15 protein-coding genes are annotated in these 17099 nt (G+C 40.9%); 2 read left to right on the top strand and 13 right to left on the bottom strand.

The window, feature by feature from the left end; all coding sequences use genetic code 11:
- Positions 1-186: 186 nt before the first annotated feature.
- The 12 genes from ACED29_RS18560 to murJ all read right to left on the bottom strand — a co-directional run bounded on the left by ACED29_RS18560 (position 187) and on the right by murJ (position 14136).
- Complete coding sequence (locus ACED29_RS18560) at positions 187-504, bottom strand: TapY2 family type IVa secretion system protein (RefSeq protein WP_273057703.1); 318 nt, start codon at positions 502-504, stop codon at positions 187-189.
- On the bottom strand, positions 504-908 hold the full coding sequence (locus tag ACED29_RS18555; RefSeq protein ID WP_273057702.1) for a type IV pilin protein: 405 nt from the start codon (positions 906-908) through the stop codon (positions 504-506). Before ACED29_RS18555 ends, ACED29_RS18560 begins: the two co-directional genes overlap by 1 nt.
- A 1-nt stretch (position 909) precedes the next feature.
- A complete protein-coding gene (locus ACED29_RS18550) occupies positions 910-4428 on the bottom strand; it encodes a pilus assembly protein (RefSeq protein WP_371698353.1) in 3519 nt (1172 codons plus the stop codon).
- 2 nt (positions 4429-4430) lie between these two features.
- Positions 4431-4865 carry a PilX N-terminal domain-containing pilus assembly protein gene (locus ACED29_RS18545; RefSeq protein ID WP_371698352.1) on the bottom strand — a complete coding sequence of 145 codons (435 nt, stop codon included), beginning with the start codon at positions 4863-4865 and terminating at the stop codon, positions 4431-4433.
- A gap of 62 nt (positions 4866-4927) precedes the next feature.
- Positions 4928-5872, bottom strand: coding sequence for a PilW family protein (locus ACED29_RS18540; protein ID WP_371698351.1), 945 nt, complete (start codon positions 5870-5872; stop codon positions 4928-4930).
- Positions 5869-6423 (bottom strand): type IV pilus modification protein PilV, encoded by a 555-nt coding sequence (gene pilV, locus ACED29_RS18535; protein ID WP_182722539.1) that lies wholly within the window; start codon positions 6421-6423, stop codon positions 5869-5871. Before pilV ends, ACED29_RS18540 begins: the two co-directional genes overlap by 4 nt.
- Positions 6424-6706: 283 nt before the next feature.
- Complete coding sequence (gene ispH / locus ACED29_RS18530) at positions 6707-7636, bottom strand: 4-hydroxy-3-methylbut-2-enyl diphosphate reductase (RefSeq protein WP_182722572.1); 930 nt, start codon at positions 7634-7636, stop codon at positions 6707-6709.
- Positions 7637-7677: 41 nt separating this feature from the next.
- Positions 7678-8121 (bottom strand): FKBP-type peptidyl-prolyl cis-trans isomerase, encoded by a 444-nt coding sequence (gene fkpB / locus ACED29_RS18525; RefSeq protein ID WP_371698350.1) that lies wholly within the window; start codon positions 8119-8121, stop codon positions 7678-7680.
- Between the two features lie 2 nt (positions 8122-8123).
- On the bottom strand, positions 8124-8627 hold the full coding sequence (gene lspA, locus ACED29_RS18520) for a signal peptidase II (protein WP_371698355.1): 504 nt from the start codon (positions 8625-8627) through the stop codon (positions 8124-8126).
- A 21-nt stretch (positions 8628-8648) separates the two neighbouring features.
- On the bottom strand, positions 8649-11471 hold the full coding sequence (gene ileS / locus ACED29_RS18515) for an isoleucine--tRNA ligase (protein ID WP_371698349.1): 2823 nt from the start codon (positions 11469-11471) through the stop codon (positions 8649-8651).
- Positions 11472-11504: 33 nt separating this feature from the next.
- On the bottom strand, positions 11505-12440 hold the full coding sequence (gene ribF, locus ACED29_RS18510) for a bifunctional riboflavin kinase/FAD synthetase (RefSeq protein WP_371698348.1): 936 nt from the start codon (positions 12438-12440) through the stop codon (positions 11505-11507).
- Between the two features lie 136 nt (positions 12441-12576).
- Positions 12577-14136, bottom strand: coding sequence for a murein biosynthesis integral membrane protein MurJ (murJ, locus tag ACED29_RS18505; RefSeq protein ID WP_124017145.1), 1560 nt, complete (start codon positions 14134-14136; stop codon positions 12577-12579).
- 258 nt (positions 14137-14394) lie between these two features.
- On the opposite strand from murJ, the gene rpsT reads away from it, so the two are divergent.
- Positions 14395-14661, top strand: a complete 267-nt coding sequence (rpsT, locus tag ACED29_RS18500; RefSeq protein ID WP_124017144.1) for a 30S ribosomal protein S20 — start codon at positions 14395-14397, stop codon at positions 14659-14661.
- A gap of 528 nt (positions 14662-15189) precedes the next feature.
- Here rpsT and ACED29_RS18495 read toward each other — a convergent pair.
- Complete coding sequence (locus tag ACED29_RS18495) at positions 15190-15486, bottom strand: metalloregulator ArsR/SmtB family transcription factor (RefSeq protein WP_124017143.1); 297 nt, start codon at positions 15484-15486, stop codon at positions 15190-15192.
- Positions 15487-15619: 133 nt separating this feature from the next.
- Here ACED29_RS18495 and ACED29_RS18490 point away from each other — a divergent pair, with 133 nt between their 5' ends.
- The gene (locus ACED29_RS18490; protein WP_371698347.1) at positions 15620-17065 is read left to right on the top strand and encodes a M28 family metallopeptidase; all 1446 of its coding nucleotides are present in this window, start codon (positions 15620-15622) and stop codon (positions 17063-17065) included.
- The last annotated feature ends 34 nt before the right edge of the window (positions 17066-17099 follow it).

Below are 17099 nucleotides of genomic sequence, written 5' to 3'. Positions count from 1 at the left end.
ATTAAATGGAATAGCTTTTCCCAGCGTGCATCGGTTAGCATAAGTCTTGGCATGGTTTGAGGTTATAGTTACTTTTGGCGAAGCAAATTATAACGCCTTGCCATGCTGTCTAAAAATCACTCTCGAAAGATCAACAGACCCTAGTAAAGAGGGCTTATAATCGTAAGCCCCCTTCAAACTAAAAAATCAATCGTCTAAGTCAGTTCTTTGTTCATCAAGGTGCCGAACAAACTTATCTTTAAACTTTTTATCTTCTGTAATGCATTCAATAACACGCTTAACCATTAAACGTTCATTAGTTACCGTTGCAACAGAATTTGCGAGTAGTCGGCTTTGTTCTTCTATAAGCAATTTAGGATCCCAACTAAATACAGCAACATTTGGTCCATTAGCCGTTTCAATATGGCATTTAAAAGTCGACAGTGACAAATAAGTACTCTGTTCAGCAGTAGAGTAAAAACTAGTCGATATTAACAAAACAACTAAACCTGTAATTATTTTCATTACCAACACTCCGTAGGTGACTTGGTACCTGTTGAGGTTAACGATATCGTTGCACAAGCGGAATCACGTGTTGCTTGTACACCAACAGCTGTTGCTGTCACGGTGTAATCATCCCCACTCAAAGTTGTATCAACCTTATAATAGGTATTTTCAACAATCCAAGGATCTGCTTTCAGCCCAAGTTTAGTCATATCAGTTGCAAAGCTTCGATGATCTAAATAGTATTGTTCTTGTAAATTAGCTACATGCATAACGCCTGCTAAGCCATCGGCACGCGCCCCCTTAGCAACAAATTGAGTGTAATTAGGGTACGCAATTGAAGCTAAAATACCTACAATCACAACGGTAATCATCACCTCAATTAATGTGAATCCTTGCTGGTATTTCATTACATTTTTACTCATTCTATTCATCTACATGATAATATATTTTATTGACTTTTAAACCGCCACGAACACACTTATTGTCACCATCAGCACATCCATCATCTGGACCTGGTTTAAGCTTAACAAATAACTCACTGCCTGCACCTACCAGATACATATATCCATCCTCACTAGAACTATGGGGCGGAATAATTACCTGCGGAGTATCTGGAATAGTATAGCCAGTTTCATAACTTGTCTGAGAGTATGAACGAGTCCCTTTATGCAAATCAAATCCATAAATACGCCCCTGACCAGTAACTAAACATTGGTTAGTTGATTGTGCTGTACCTGGTTCATAAGAAGTGAAAAACACCCGCCCTTGGATAATAGTGCCTGCGGATAAGCTTTTTTCCCCGGTGCCTGGAAAGCTATAATACCAACCTCTTTTAGTACCAAAAGCAATATTTTGTGCTTCGGTGCTTGGCGGAGTGGTTGTTACATCATAAAGATCATTTATGGTTAATGCAGCGGGGATTTCTTTACCCGTTGCCCCCGTAAATGACTTTGTAAGAATATTTCGATCTTGCAACACAAAAAACTTATCATTTCGAGCTTTGTCTAATGGATGTGGTCTGTGACCAGAGCCTACAACCACAGCATCATATGCAATCTTTTGATAAGCATTTGTTTTTGTGGTTACCCCTGATACGGTTGATGTTACTTCTGATATATTATTAAAATAGGTTTGCACAACCGTCGGTTCCGCAAAGAAACGACGATCAGTTGCCGGAGTATCACCACCTAAGCTGGCAAATTTAAACGCTGTCCACGGATTAGTAGAATCACTTGGGTTTGCTGTTGGTAAGTCCATTCGCCAAATATTGGCTCCAGTATCTGTTGCGTATATACGATCAGTCAATCTGTCATTATTACTATCAAGAACTGCGACACTATTTGGGATACTATCAACAATACCGGCCATTTTTGTCATTCCAGTCCCGCTTGCTGAACCGAATTGATGCACTAATGCACCAGTGTCAGCATTGACAATGAATACTCCACGACCTTTTGCATCATCAGAACCAACAGCAGAGCTATCTTTGGTAGATGGAGAATAACCTGCACCGAAAATAAGCACTGGTGATGCTGTGCTAGCTGAAGTATTACCACTTGGCACACCTGGAATAAAAGTAACAATAGGCTCAGCCCAAGTTTGACCAAGCTCAGCCATACCGGCAGAACTTGAGTCTATTTTCCACTTAAAAGAAGGTGAGTCGGGATTAGTAATATCAAGTGCATAATATGACTGACCACCACGTCTCATCCCGATAAATAAATAAGCTTTTTGTATTGCGCCCGAAGCAGACCGTTTTACATATGTCACAGGTGGTGTATCCATTCCATATACAGAATGAACCCCGGTTGGCACATTTGCCCTAAGCTCACGTAAATTGGGCAATAATTCATAGGGCATAAATCCCCAAGACTCAGTTACGGTATCACCAGCATCCTTAAACATGTGTACAAAGCCAGCGTTAGTTCCAACTATAATCCGTAAATCAGGTGAGCCTGCAGTACCATAATTGATAGCAAGTGGCTTAGAATGTAGAGGATCGCCCATAATATCAACACGCTTATCGATTTTTGAACCATCGGAATCTTCATCATCGACATCGACACCTTTAGCCCAATCAAACAAACCAGATAACTCAGTTTTATCTACACCCATAAATAAAGCTAATTTGTCTTCGTTGCCAATATTTGGAATGTTTATCGCAGTATTCTTTGTGAAATCTGTCAATGCTCCACCACTGCCAAAATTCCCCAAAAGCTTACGATTCGCGGTAACTTGCAGCACTGATGACGCTCCACCAATATCAACATTATTACCATCACCGCCGGAGCTTGTCGCATCACAAATAGATTGTAATGTCCAATATGAGCATGCTGAATTTTTTAAGCTCCCTGTGGCATCAAGTGCTGGATTACCATTTTTATCGACAATATCTCCAGACTTGGTGACTTTGAATTTTTTAAGGTTGCCTAACCAACGGGGGCCCTTGTTCGGTAAAAACATCGCATAGTAAACAGAGTCTAAACTCTGAGTACGGTCAAAGTTATTACTGGCAATAGAGGGAGAGGTAAAACTTGAATTAACTTCTAATATGTTTGAGAAAATCTTTTGTAATGCACCTTGAAGTGCTTGAGCACTTTTTGCAGAATAATAGTCACCGCCACCTCTTTTAGCTGTTTCTTTAAGTATAGGTGCGGCACTATCAGCCCCATCACTAAAACCAATGGTATAAGTAGTAATTAACTGATCACCCGTTATATTTGGATTGACATCATTTTTATGCATCCAACCAGCTAAAGCGGGAAGATAGTTACTAGCGTACCTATCAGATGTTTTCAAACCAGATAGTTTTAACACCTCACTGTCAGCATCGGTATCAGATGTCGGCTCACCGTCAGTAACATAGATAATATAAGCATCATTTTGACATTGTTTACCTACAAAAGGTGAAGTATATTTACCATTCACTTCTATAGTAGTATCTCTCAACGGAATTCGAGTTGGATCATCATTACCATAATAAACACCTCCACCAGCAAAATATCGATAGGCTTCATACAGATTTTCACACAACGGAGTATTACCGCCAGGTGATAATGACGAGATGGTAGTTAATAACCGCTCTTTGGTTGCATTGGTGGTGGTTGAAATACCATAAACAATCCGTCCTCCGTTACGATTGTTGGTGTTATAATTAAATACACTTAAACCAAAATCAACGCCAGGAGTCGTAACAATAGTATCTTCAATTACTCGTTGTGCCACAGACATTCGAGAATAGTTATGCTTACTTTTAGTCGAATTATACCAATTTATATACTTTTCAGTATAAATCGTGATGGGCTGACCAATACCAAAATTGGTCAATTTAGATTTAGCAATCGCGTCATCGATTTCAGACTGAGTTGATGAGTTATTAATTGGGGTATACATAACCGGTGCAGCACTGGTGCCTAAACCATCAACAGGAAAACCATTTTGAACCCCAGGATTTTTGTAACTTTGTTCCGCTATATCTTCATAACAGTCTATGATAGAAATCGCACTACCATCCGTTAATGGTAATTCTTCCCAAGCACCACTCTCACCAGTATATCGATGCTCGCGTAGAAAGCCGGTAAACATCCCATAGTTAATCAAATACTCTTGAGAGGTAGCGCACATATTTACCGAGTTTTTAAATGTTTGTTTACTTGCCGAAGTTGGTATGTTTGTACTGCTTCTTGTATAGAATAGATTGGTATTATTGGTCAGTTTGGTACCATTATTATTCACGTCCTCATTACCTCGAGGATAAGAGTCTTCAGTATAAAAGTTATTCCCCATACTTCCTGATGTATCGAAAATAATCAGTACTTGTGGTCTCGCGCCAGATCTAGCTGAAGCTTCAAATACATATAACTCAGTATCATCAGCAAAACTGATTGATGAGTAAACCAAAATAGCAAATAGTAATGCCGACTGTAATTGTTTAAAAATCATGACTAGTTATCCCCCATCAATTCTTTTTCTACACCAACAACCACAGTAACTTGCCCCATATTACTGCGGCCAAATGTTGCGGCACTTGATATTTCGACTCGACGACAAGAGATACCTTCAGTAGGCGTAATGCTTGGTTGACAACCTGTATCACCATCAGCCAAAGGAGTTAATGTACTTGACACCCCTAAATCATTATCGACAGTGGTTAACACCGCAGTCATTGTAGCCATAACGCCTGAATTGGCTAAAATAGCTTTGTCTTGAGCACCTTGTGCTGATGCCATAGCATCTATACGTTCAGCTCCGGCACCAGCCATTCTTAATGACTGCGTAGAATTAACCGCTAAAGCGACACCAATAATTGTCATCAACACCAATATAATTAAAGAGAAAAATAGCACAATACCTTGCTGTTTTTGATAAGATTTTATCATATTGTCACCTTAAAATTTTTTCACTATTTGGACCATAATATTGGCCCGAATCCATATTTTTACTAGTTATTAAGTATACGGTTTTCTAATACAATCGTTGTTGAAACAATTTTACGACGATAATTATCTTTTAATGGGCCAATTTTTTTATCACCGAGTTGATACGTTGTGTCATTGGTATAACTGCGATCTTTATCACTTGAACGTACTAATAAAAAAACTTTTAAAGAGACGATTTCATTGTCATTATCCCACATTAATGTGGTCACATTTTCTGCGGGCATATAGCTATCTGCAGTTCCGTCAGCATTGCTATCGACACCATACAGTACTCGCATATTTTCGATGCCTTCAACTAGCTGCTCCTCATTATTCATACCATTATTTATCGACAATGTACGTCGTCTTAGTACCGGAATGTCACCATCATCGCGAATAAAATAGACATGATGTTGATATTCCCAATTCCGACTATTTACAAGCCCTGGCGCTGCAGCATTGCCATCAAAAAAAACGATAGCTTTTAAAGTAGAGGCTACATAATAACGAGTAGCTGTTAGAAAGGTTGCTGGCGGGCCAATTAAACGCTTAATTTGAATCACATCGGTTTTACTATTAGGAGAAATACAAGCTAAAGATTGAGGGCTCACGCCCTGTTCATAACCCCATAGGTAACGAAAACCTGTAGGCTGAGCATTGGGAAAACTAGCATTATTTAAACCTGCGCCAACACAGTCATTTGTTACGGCTGTTGAACTAACAGTAATATTACCTGGAGTTCCAGTAAAGTCGCCCATAAAACCTAATTGGCTAAGGTCTCGCTCCAATATAGCTAATGCGATACGCCCATTTTCTTGCAGTTGGTTAAATTGGCTTGTGGTTGTGACGTTACTAGAAGACATACTAAACATGGTAAAAAGACCAGCCGTTAAAAATAGACTAATCAGCATCGCAACCATTAATTCAACAAGCGACATGCCTTGTTGACATTTAAATACTCTTATCATGTTATTATCGCCGTATTGATAGCCAAGGTACGTCGTCGATCACTGCTGCTGCCACAGTCTTTAACCACATTGGCTTGGCCTTCAGCGCCATCAGATGAAGTACGTACCCCCTTCCATGTAATAACAACGGTAACATTAGGAGCATTGACACTAATGCATGCTGTTGGTGAATCTAAGCCACCGACATTTGTATTGTCTGACGACTTTTCACTTGTGCCTAAAAATGCACGCTCCCATTGAAATAAGTCCCAATTTCTAGTTTCAATATTAGTGCAAATAACGTTTGCTCCAACCGCAACATCACAAGATTTTGCCGATACTATCGTACTGCCAGTATAGGTACCATTGTAAGTGGCTAATTGACTGCTATTGATGCGCATTCGATTAATAATATCATTGGCATAATACGAAGCTTGAGTTTGCTGGAAAGACTCAAAACTGCCTTGTTTAGAAATAATATGAAGATTAAAAATGCCAATAAGGCCTATCACCAGAATAACCAGTGAGACCATAACTTCAATCAAGGAAAATCCATTCCTTTTAGGTGACATAAGCGTCAAACCTCCTGCAAAGATCAATATTAGAGAATACGACCTTAAATTTTGTTGCGCCAAGCTAGTATTACTTAATATATAGATGATAGCTGAGTTAAATGTAATCAGATAGTATCAATTTTGTATATTAAGCATGATTAATAGCTCGAAATATTTTATTGGTATTATACTCGGTTCATTTTTTAAGTACAAAAAACCCGCAACCTAAATTAAGTTGCGGGTTAATATTTTTATCGTATTGAAATTAAACAAATAACTAACGTTATTGTGAACGTAACAATTAACGCAATTCTGCAGGTACGGCGAAAACGGTATCTTCTTTACGGCCTTCAACTTCAGTTATCACACTCGGTGCTAATGTCGCTATCGCGTTAACAACTTGTTGAACTAACACTTCAGGCGCTGAAGCACCGGCTGTGACAGCGACTTTCTTTACGCCGTTAAACCATGCAGCTTCTACATCAGCAGCGGTATCAACTAAATAAGATTGAGTACCGTTTTTTTCAGCCAGTTCACGCAAACGATTTGAATTAGAACTGTTTTTAGAACCAACAACAATCAGTAAGTCCACTTCTGCAGACATACTACGTACTGCATCTTGACGATTTTGAGTTGCGTAGCATATGTCATCTTTACGGGGCCCTTCAATTGAAGGAAAACGTTGCTGTAATGCACTGATGATATCTAAAGTGTCATCAACAGACAGTGTGGTTTGAGTAACAAAACATAAGTTCTGAGGATTATTAACCTGAAGATTATTAACATCTTCAGGTGATTCAATAAGATAAACACCACCTTTAGGGTTATCGTATTGTCCCATTGTGCCTTCAACTTCTGGGTGCCCTTGATGGCCAATCAAAATGCACTCGATACCTTTACGACTTGCACGAGTGACTTGCAAATGCACCTTTGTTACTAAAGGACAGGTAGCATCAAATACTTTTAGACCGCGATCTTTGGCTTCTTTTCTTACTGCCTGAGATACACCATGGGCACTAAAAATAACAATGCTGTTATCTGGAACCTGATCAAGTTCATCGATAAAAAGCGCACCACGCTGTTTTAGATTTTCAACCACATAGCGATTATGTACCACTTCATGGCGAACATAAATTGGTGGTTCAAATAATTCTAAAGCACGCTCAACAATACTGATTGCACGATCAACCCCAGCACAAAAACCGCGAGGATTAGCCAACAAAATACTCAGTTCAGGAGACGTCGGATCAACTTTTAACATGTGATACCTTTTTAATCAGTTATAACACTGACCACTTCAAGCTCAAACGTAAGCGTGCGTCCAGCAAGTGGATGGTTTAAATCGACAGTAATTGAGTCACCAGCCGTATCACGAACAATACCCGGTATTTCACTACCACCAGGGCCTGCAAAACTGACGATGACACCGTCTTCAAGCTTCATATCAGCTGGAAAACGGCTTCTGTCCATATAATGGATTGCATCTGGATTTGACTCACCAAAAGCATCTTTTGCCGCTAAGGTAAACTTGTGCTTATCACCTTCACTCAAGTCTTTAAGTTCATCTTCAAAAGCCGGACTTAAGCTACCGTCACCAATATTAAAACGCGCCGGTTTGCCCGATGCTTTAGTACTGTCGGCGGTCGATCCGTCTTCTAATAAAATATTCATATGGCACACCAATGAGCGACCATCTTGTTTAGTTAAATCTGTCACAGTTAATCTTGCTCCTTTGGTGACTTTGCATCTGGTCTAAATGATTCCCAAATGATCAGTACTGCACCCACAAATATACCTGAATCGGCAATGTTAAACGCTGGATAATGGTTGGTTTGCCAGTAGAAATCGATAAAATCAACGACAAAGCCATGCATTAAACGATCAACTAAATTACCCAATGCGCCACCAATAACTAAGGTAAAGGCTAAATTACTCCGCCACATCGTGTGTGACTGTTTACGTAGCCATATGGTGAGTAAAGTACTAAAGCCGAGGGCTATAATAGTAAAGAACCAACGTTGCCAGCCACCAGCATCACTTAAAAAACTGAACGCAGCGCCATAGTTTCGCACATAAGTGAAATTAAAAAATGGCAGCAGTTTGATAGACTCATACAATTCAAAATTGGCCAAAACCCATTGTTTAGATAGCTGATCGGCTAAAAACACCAATGCAGCTACCCAATACCAACGCAAGCCACTGTCTTTCCATGTTAATGGCACAGTACTCATTGTGTTACTTCCTTAAGCAAAATTGCGTTGTTCGCCTTCACCTTCAATATTGGTCACACAGCGTTGACACAATGTTGGGTGAGATTCAATGGTGCCAACTTCTTCACGATAGTGCCAGCAACGCTCGCACTTCTCTGCCGAACTTTTGGCTACCACTAGCTTAAGTGAGCTTAATTCTGTTTCGATGGCGTCATCACCGGCTTGTGACATATCCGCCACGGCCGCTTTTGAAGTAATAAGGATAAAACGCAACTCATCACCCACCTTGGCGAGTTCAGCCGCTAAATCAGCATCAGCAAACAATGTGACTTCAGCTTCTAATGAACCACCAATACGCTTGTCACGACGCGCTTGTTCAAGCACTTTGTTGACTTCATTACGGACAGTTAATAGTTTTTCCCAATAATCATCACTTAAATCACTGTCAAGCGTTACCGCTTCTAGGCCTTGATACCATTCTTGAGTAAACACATACTTTTCACGCTTACCTGGTAGCTGCTGCCAAACTTCGTCGGCGGTAAAGCTTAAGATTGGCGTCATCCAACGAACCATAGCTTCGGCAATATGATAAAGCGCAGATTGACAACTACGACGAGCATGACCTTCTTGCTTCGCGGTGTACTGGCGATCTTTAATAATATCAAGATAAAAACTGCCTAGCTCAACAGAGCAGAACTGCATCAATTTTTGGGTCACTTGGTGGAAGTTGTATTGATCATACGCTTCGATAATTTCTTGTTGCAGTACCGCTGCACGGCGAACAACCCAACGATCTAATGCGACCATGTCTTCTGAGGCAATCATGTCTGTTTCTGGGTTAAAACCATTTAGATTCGCTAACAAGAAACGAGCAGTATTACGAATACGACGATATGCGTCAGCACTACGATTTAAAATTTCATCAGATACGGTCATTTCGCCACTGTAATCCGTTGCGGCAACCCATAAGCGTAAAATGTCAGCCCCAAGCTTATTGATCACTTGTAGTGGCGCTATCACGTTACCAACAGATTTTGACATCTTACGGCCTTTACCATCAACGGTAAAACCATGAGTCAACACTTGCTTATAAGGTGCAGTACCATTCATCGCCGTTGAAATCATCAATGATGACATAAACCAACCACGGTGCTGATCGCTCCCTTCTAAATACAAATCAACGCCATGACCATGAAACTCTGGGCGCGCAGCAACAACAGATGAGAATGATGAACCTGAGTCAAACCATACATCTAATGTGTCAGTCACTTTACGATACTGTTCTGCTTCATCACCGAGTAACTCACTGGCATCTAAATCCCACCAAGCTTGAATACCCTGTTGTTCAATGCGATGCGCGACACGTTCCATTAGTGAAACACTGTCTGGATGCAATTCATCGGTTTCACGGTGAACAAATAAGGTGATCGGTACGCCCCAAGTACGCTGACGAGAAATACACCAGTCGGGACGATTTTCAACCATTTTTTCGATACGGCTTTGACCCCAATCAGGGATCCACTTGGTTTGCTCAATTTCTTTTAATGCTTGCGAGCGTAAACCATGGTTATCCATAGAGATAAACCACTGTGGCGTAGCACGGAAAATAATCGGTGTTTTGTGGCGCCAGCAATGTGGATAACTATGACGATAAGCAACATGCAGCAATAACGCGCCTTTTTCTTCTAACAGCGCAACCACATTGGCGTTGGCTTTAAAGACATGCTGACCGGCAAAAAATTCAGTATCAGCTTTATAAACCCCATTATCGCCAACGGGGTTTGCCACTTCTAAACCGTATTTTTGACCAACGATAAAATCGTCCTGACCATGCCCTGGTGCGGTATGTACAATACCAGTACCCGCGTCAGTCGTAACGTGATCGCCTAAAATGGCTGGCACATCGAACGCATAAAATGGGTGGTTAAAACGCATTAACTCAAGCTCTGCGCCCTTTACTTCACCTAAAATGATGTGTGACTCTGCAGCGTAACGCTCAAGGCAAGACTCGACTAAAACTTGGGCTAAAATCAATGTGGTGGTTTTGCCATCTTTAACAAATTCCACCAAGCTATAATCTAGCTCAGGGCTTAATGCTAACGCACGGTTAGCAGGAATCGTCCAAGGAGTTGTAGTCCAAATAGCCATGGCCACTGGTTTAGCATAATTTTCAACGCCAAATTTAGCTGCAACTGCTTGGCTATCAACTGCCACAAAAGCCACGTCGATGGCTGGCGATGTTTTATCTTCGTATTCAACTTCTGCTTCAGCTAGCGCTGAACCACAATCGGTACACCAATGCACAGGCTTAACACCTTTGTGCAAATGACCGCTATCAATCACTTTTGCCAATGAACGAACGATATTTGCTTCAGTTGAAAAATCCATTGTGAGATATGGGTTTTGCCAATCACCTAATACACCTAAACGAATGAAGTCATCACGCTGACCTTCAACTTGAATAGCGGCATATTTACGACATTCTTCACGAAACTCTGCCGCAGAAATTTTGACGCCAGGCTTGCCGACTTTTTGCTCAACTTTTAGCTCAATAGGTAGTCCATGACAATCCCACCCAGGAATATAAGGCGCGTCAAAACCAGACATGGTTTTTGACTTAATAATGATGTCTTTAAGAATTTTGTTTACAGAGTGACCAATATGAATGCTGCCATTGGCGTATGGAGGGCCATCGTGCAGAATGAAAGGTTTACGGCCGATACGGCTTTCACGGATCTGTTGATACAGTCCATCTTGCGTCCAGCTATTTAACATTTCTGGCTCGCGATTTGCCAAATTACCGCGCATCGGAAACTCTGTTTCCGGCAAATTCAAAGTAAATTTATAGTCGCTCATTGATCCCATACCATTATTTAAAGCTGATTCATTTCAGCTAGCATCGTTGCTAAATAAAGCGCGAGCTTCATTTGCATCATTTAAAATCTGTTTTTTTAGCGCGTCCAGTGACTCAAAAGGTTGTTCATCACGGATCTTTGCCACTAATTCTACTTCCACTCGTTTACCGTATAAATCACCGGTAAAATCAAACAAATGGACTTCTAATCTGCAGGTTTGACCATTAACAGTGGGCCTGAAGCCCACATTAGCCACTCCATCATATATATCACTGCCATCCCAGTACAAACGAACGGCAAAGACGCCTCGAATCGGTACCACATGTCGCTTTAACGCGATGTTAGCGGTTGGAAAACCGATCGTACGGCCTAATTTTTGTCCGTGAGCAACCTTACCACTTAAAATGAAAGGATGGCCAAGTAAACGCCTTGCTTGCTCCAAGTTTCCTAACGCCAATTGCTCTCTTACCGCAGTAGAGCTTACTCGCGACGAGCCAACAACAAAACTTTGGGTACTGACAACGGTAAAGCCAAACTTCTTACCCGCTGCAACAAGCATTTCGAAATTACCTAAACGACGTTTACCAAAGCAAAAATCATCACCAACAACCAAATATTTAACGCCAAGCTTATTGACTAATAACTCTTCAATAAAGGCTTCAGCAGGTTGATTAGCAAAAGCTTCAGTAAAATTGATACAAAGTAGTCGATCAATCTTCAGCTCGTCTAGTAACCTTATTTTATCACGAAGGAGACTAAGTCGAGCCGGTGCATCAGCACCTCGGAAGCGTTCTTGCGGTTGAGGCTCAAACGTCATTAACGTTGCGGGTAATTGAAAGTGATGCGCTTTACTCACCAAGCTACTGATCACTTGCGCATGGCCACGATGGACACCATCAAAATTCCCAATGGTCAAAACACAACCATGATGAGAAGGTAAAATATTGTGTATACCGCGGATTAATTCCATTACGCTCAATACTGCCTATTGCAAATCGGCAGATTATATACCCAAACCAATGTCAGATGCGAGTTTCAACCTGAGATTATTACAGCCGATTTAGGATATTCTGCCGATACTCGCCCTGCCATTCGAATAGGATAATTTATCTCTGACGTTTAATTTTCCAAGGTCGAACACCCAACACAAGCAAACTCAACAGATAAATAACTGCGCCGCCAACAATAAGCTCAATTAACATAAACATCCGCTCAAAAGTGTGCCATTCAAGCCATATGCTTTGTTGTGGCATAAAATACACAAGTGCAATAGTCATCAATGCTGTAGAAATGATCACTTTAAATGAAAAAAACAAGGTTTGTCGGCTCATTTGATAAACGCCCGCCTTATGCAAACCTCTGTATAACAAGCCAGCATTCAACAACGCAGACATTGATGTCGCAATAGCTAACCCCACATAACCAAATGGAATCGCAAAAATAAGGTTAAAGGCCATATTACTCACCATGGCAATGATGCCATATTTAACCGGTGTTTTAGTATCTTGGCGCGAATAGTATCCCGGCGCTAACACTTTAATCATCATAAAACTTAATAAACCACAACCGTATGCAACCAAGCTGTACGATGCCATTTCAACGTCATTAACGCTAAATGCACCTCGCATAAACAGCACCATTAACATGGGTTTAGCCAGAACGATTAATCCTAACATAGCCGGAGTCCCCAGTAGCAAAATGGCTTTAACCCCCCAATCCATAGTGTGATTAAAGCCACTGCCTTCGGCATTCACATGTTTTTGTGACAGTGCAGGGAGAATAACAGTCGCGATCGCAATACCAAATAAGCCTAAAGGAAACTCCAATAGTCGATCGGCGTAGTAGAGCCAACTTATCGACCCTGTCATCAAAAAACTGGCAATAAAAGTGTCAAACAATAAATTGATTTGTGATACCGACACCCCGAATAATGCAGGGATCATCAAAGTTCTGATTTTCACTACGCCAGGATGATTCCATCCCCATGAAGGTTTAACGAGCGCTTTCTCACGGATCAAAAATGGGATTTGGAACAAAAATTGAATAAGGCCGCCAAAAAATACCCCCCAAGCTAAGCCAATCTCAGGATTTTCTAACGTATGTGCATACCATAAAGCCACGGTAATGATGGCCACATTTAAGAAGACCGGCGTAAACGCTGACACAGCAAAGCGTCCGCGAGTATTGAGAATTGAGCCCGCTAATGCAGTGAAGGTAATAAACCATAAATACGGGAAGGTAATTTTTAACATCACTGAAGCAAGTTCAAACTTTTCAGCATTAGGGCCATCATTTAGCCAATCGACAAACCAGCCACCGCCAAAAAGTGCTGCAAGCACTGGTGAACACACAACGCCAACTAAGGTTACAATCGTAACCAGTACCCCTAAGGTACCTGCAACCTTACTTAACAACTCACGAGTATCTTCTGGAGTCATTTTTTCCTGATACTCAGTCAGTACCGGCACGAACGCCTGTGCAAAAGCACCTTCAGCAAATAAACGTCTTAAAAAATTAGGGATTTTATTAGCAAAAAAGAACACATCAGCACTACTACCGGCTCCCATAAGATTCGCAATAACCACATCACGGACCAAGCCTAATACTCGAGAAATCAATGTCATAACACTAACTATTAGACCTGATTTAAATAATTTTTTGCTCAAACAGCCCCCTGAAACGTGGTTACTTCTAAGAAATTAATGGGATTTATAACAAATATTCTATTCTAACCCTGTCACACAGACCAAAGAGCTGGTAGAATTGCGCCACATATTACACGAGTTGGGTTGAAGTTTGGCATGCTAGGTTGGATTAATTTATCTTTATGATGATTATTCAGCTGTAGTCGTTGACAAGGCGACAAAAAGCAGGCATATTCCTCGGCCTTAAAAGTATCAAATCCAGTTTTTAGGAGTTGCACCTTGGCTAATAGCAAGTCTGCAAAGAAGCGCGCGCTTCAGTCTGAAAAGCGTCGCCAGCATAACGCTAGCCGTCGCTCTATGTTACGTACATACGTTAAAAAAGTCATCGCTGCTATCAAAAGTGGTGACCATAAAGCGGCTACAGAAGCATTCGCTACTGCACAACCAATTGTTGACCGTATGGCGACTAAAGGTCTTATTCACAAGAATAAAGCCGCTCGTCAGAAGGCACGCTTAAACGCAAAGATCAAAGCTATCGCAGCTTAGTTTTTTGTAGTTTAAGTTTCCAAAAACCGGCTTAGGCCGGTTTTTTTATATCTACATTTTACCCGCTTGTTTTTCCTTATGATAATTTAACACTCCTCAATTAATACAATCGCTCACCATGAGTATCCGCAGCCTCTTTAACACTTATCTAAAAATAACCACTCATTGTTTAGCGGTAAATTGATTTACTCATTTCTAACAGTTCTAACAGTTCTAACAGACACATAGACCTAAGCGCTCTCAAAAGAATGATATACAGGCTCATTGAACGGATAACAGATGGTAAATAGCAACGCTAAATACTGAAAAGATATTGAATTTATTAGAGTACGAGATAATTGATTTGATCTCATTGATAACGATAATCAATGGTAGTAATCATCATGCTATAGAATATAAGGCTTGTAAGAAAAGGCAGTATTCGATTGATGTGAAAGAGTAAAGCATAATATTAGTAGCAAAAACTAAACGTCTTAACTAAGGCATCAATAAATAAGATGTGCCCGTTAAGACGTTTGCGGAGTCAGTTTAATAACAATACATATTATTTAATACTTGAATTAACTCTTTTACCTCATCACTTTTTAACGAATAAAAAACGGTTTGCGCCTCTTTCCTAGTACAGACTAATTTGTCTTTACGAAGCCATGCCAAATGTTGAGATAAAGCAGATTGACTTAGCCCCAACTTCTTATTCATTTCACCAACACACATTTCACCTTCATTAAGAAGATGACACAAAATAAACAGTCTACGTTCATTTGCTAATGCTTTTAGCAATACGACCGCATGATCTGCTTGCTGTTGCATTTTATCTATATCCATCACGCGCTCTTCTCCTTCATCTAACCCCGCACTAATATAGCGTTCCCTTACAAATAGAGTCGGGACATAAAGCACACTTTTTGGTAGATTGTTGTAAAAAATGAGACTTAGCTAAAATAATCAAAGGAAACTCATGAAAAACTATCAAAGAGCAACACTCATCGGAGCCATATTTACCACTCTACTCGGGTGTCAAACCCCCGTACCCACTAAAATGAGTGATGCCAGTTTAGTTATCAATAATTCAGATGATGCCAAAATCAGTCAACAATTGGCTAAGCAAGCTTTATCATCACGTTTAAGTTATGACATTGTTGAATCGCTTACCGTAGAAGTAGGTCCACGATTAGCGGGTACAGACAAAGACATCATGGCCGTTGATTGGGCGATGGAAAAACTGTGGTCGCTAGGATTTGATAAAGTATATAAAGAGTCGGTTCAAGTTCCTGCTTGGTCTAGAGGCAGCGCACACGCGAGTATCGTAGCGCCTTATGAGCAACCTTTGGTCGTGACAGCTTTAGGTGGCAGTGTTGCAACCCCAGTTAACGGAATTCAAGCACAGATTGTACGCTTTGACAGTTTAGAAGAGTTATCCAATGCATCGCCTGGGCGCATTGAAGGCAAAATAGTGTTTATTGACCGTAAAACTGAACGCCACATTACTGGTAAAGGTTATGGCAAGGCTGTTGGTGGCCGCTCTCGAGGAGCCATTGTTGCGGCCCAAAAAGGAGCCTTAGCAATTGTTATCCGTTCCATTGGCACAGATCATGACAGAATGGCACACACAGGAATGATGCGTTACGAAGAAGGAACGCCTAAAATTCCTGCCGCAGCAATGTCTAACCCTGATGCAGATTTGATTAATGCCATGTTAAAGCGTAATCCTAACATCACCCTATCACTGAATATGACCTCAGAAAATTTAGGTATTGCGACATCTTATAATGTTATAGCCGAAGTCACTGGAAGCAGTAAACCAGATGAAATCGTTCTTATCGGTGCTCATCTTGATTCGTGGGATGAAGGCACAGGTGCAATTGATGATGGTGCAGGTGTGGCGATTGTTACCACCGCAGCTAAACTCATTCAAGACTTACCGCAAAAACCTGCACGTACTATTCGAGTGGTATTATACGCAGCTGAAGAAGTGGGTTTAGTTGGTGGTAAAGCCTATGCAGCGCAACATGCTGATGAGTTAGGCAAGCATTATATTGCGGCGGAATCTGATTTTGGTGCAGGACCTATTTATAAAATTGATTTTAATGTTAACCCCGCCACATTCGAGCAAGTGAAACAACAACACTCTGCCATAACACTTAATGGGGTTGAGCTTGGCAATAATAACGCTTCAGGCGGACCGGATGTGTCGATGCTACCCGCATTAGGTGTACCGGTTGCTTCATTGAACCAAGATGGCACGGACTACTTTGATTATCACCACACGCCGAATGATACATTAGATAAAATTGATCCTAAGAAACTGGCACAAAGTGCAGCAGCTTATGTCCAATTTGCCTACATGATGGCACAATCGGAAATTGATTTAAGACCTGTTACCGAGCAAAAAGACCAACACTAGCGAGTTGTAGCGCTATTAAGTTCAATTGAGCTCA

It is taken from the genome of Shewanella sp. 5S214, from assembly GCF_041439795.1.
GTDB lineage: Bacteria > Pseudomonadota > Gammaproteobacteria > Enterobacterales > Shewanellaceae > Shewanella > Shewanella vesiculosa.
This window is presented reverse-complemented; position numbering and strand designations above follow the sequence as displayed.

What these genes read in the sequence shown, in the direction of transcription:
- ACED29_RS18560 (WP_273057703.1), bottom strand. Translation starts at nt 504, where the DNA reads ATGAAAATAATTACAGGTTTAGTTGTTTTGTTAATATCGACTAGTTTT.
- ACED29_RS18555 (WP_273057702.1), bottom strand. Translation starts at nt 908, where the DNA reads ATGAGTAAAAATGTAATGAAATACCAGCAAGGATTCACATTAATTGAG.
- ACED29_RS18550 (WP_371698353.1), bottom strand. Translation starts at nt 4,428, where the DNA reads ATGATTTTTAAACAATTACAGTCGGCATTACTATTTGCTATTTTGGTT.
- ACED29_RS18545 (WP_371698352.1), bottom strand. Translation starts at nt 4,865, where the DNA reads ATGATAAAATCTTATCAAAAACAGCAAGGTATTGTGCTATTTTTCTCT.
- ACED29_RS18540 (WP_371698351.1), bottom strand. Translation starts at nt 5,872, where the DNA reads ATGATAAGAGTATTTAAATGTCAACAAGGCATGTCGCTTGTTGAATTA.
- pilV (WP_182722539.1), bottom strand. Translation starts at nt 6,423, where the DNA reads ATGTCACCTAAAAGGAATGGATTTTCCTTGATTGAAGTTATGGTCTCA.
- ileS (WP_371698349.1), bottom strand. Translation starts at nt 11,471, where the DNA reads ATGAGCGACTATAAATTTACTTTGAATTTGCCGGAAACAGAGTTTCCG.
- ribF (WP_371698348.1), bottom strand. Translation starts at nt 12,440, where the DNA reads ATGGAATTAATCCGCGGTATACACAATATTTTACCTTCTCATCATGGT.
- ACED29_RS18495 (WP_124017143.1), bottom strand. Translation starts at nt 15,486, where the DNA reads ATGGATATAGATAAAATGCAACAGCAAGCAGATCATGCGGTCGTATTG.
- ACED29_RS18490 (WP_371698347.1), top strand. Translation starts at nt 15,620, where the DNA reads ATGAAAAACTATCAAAGAGCAACACTCATCGGAGCCATATTTACCACT.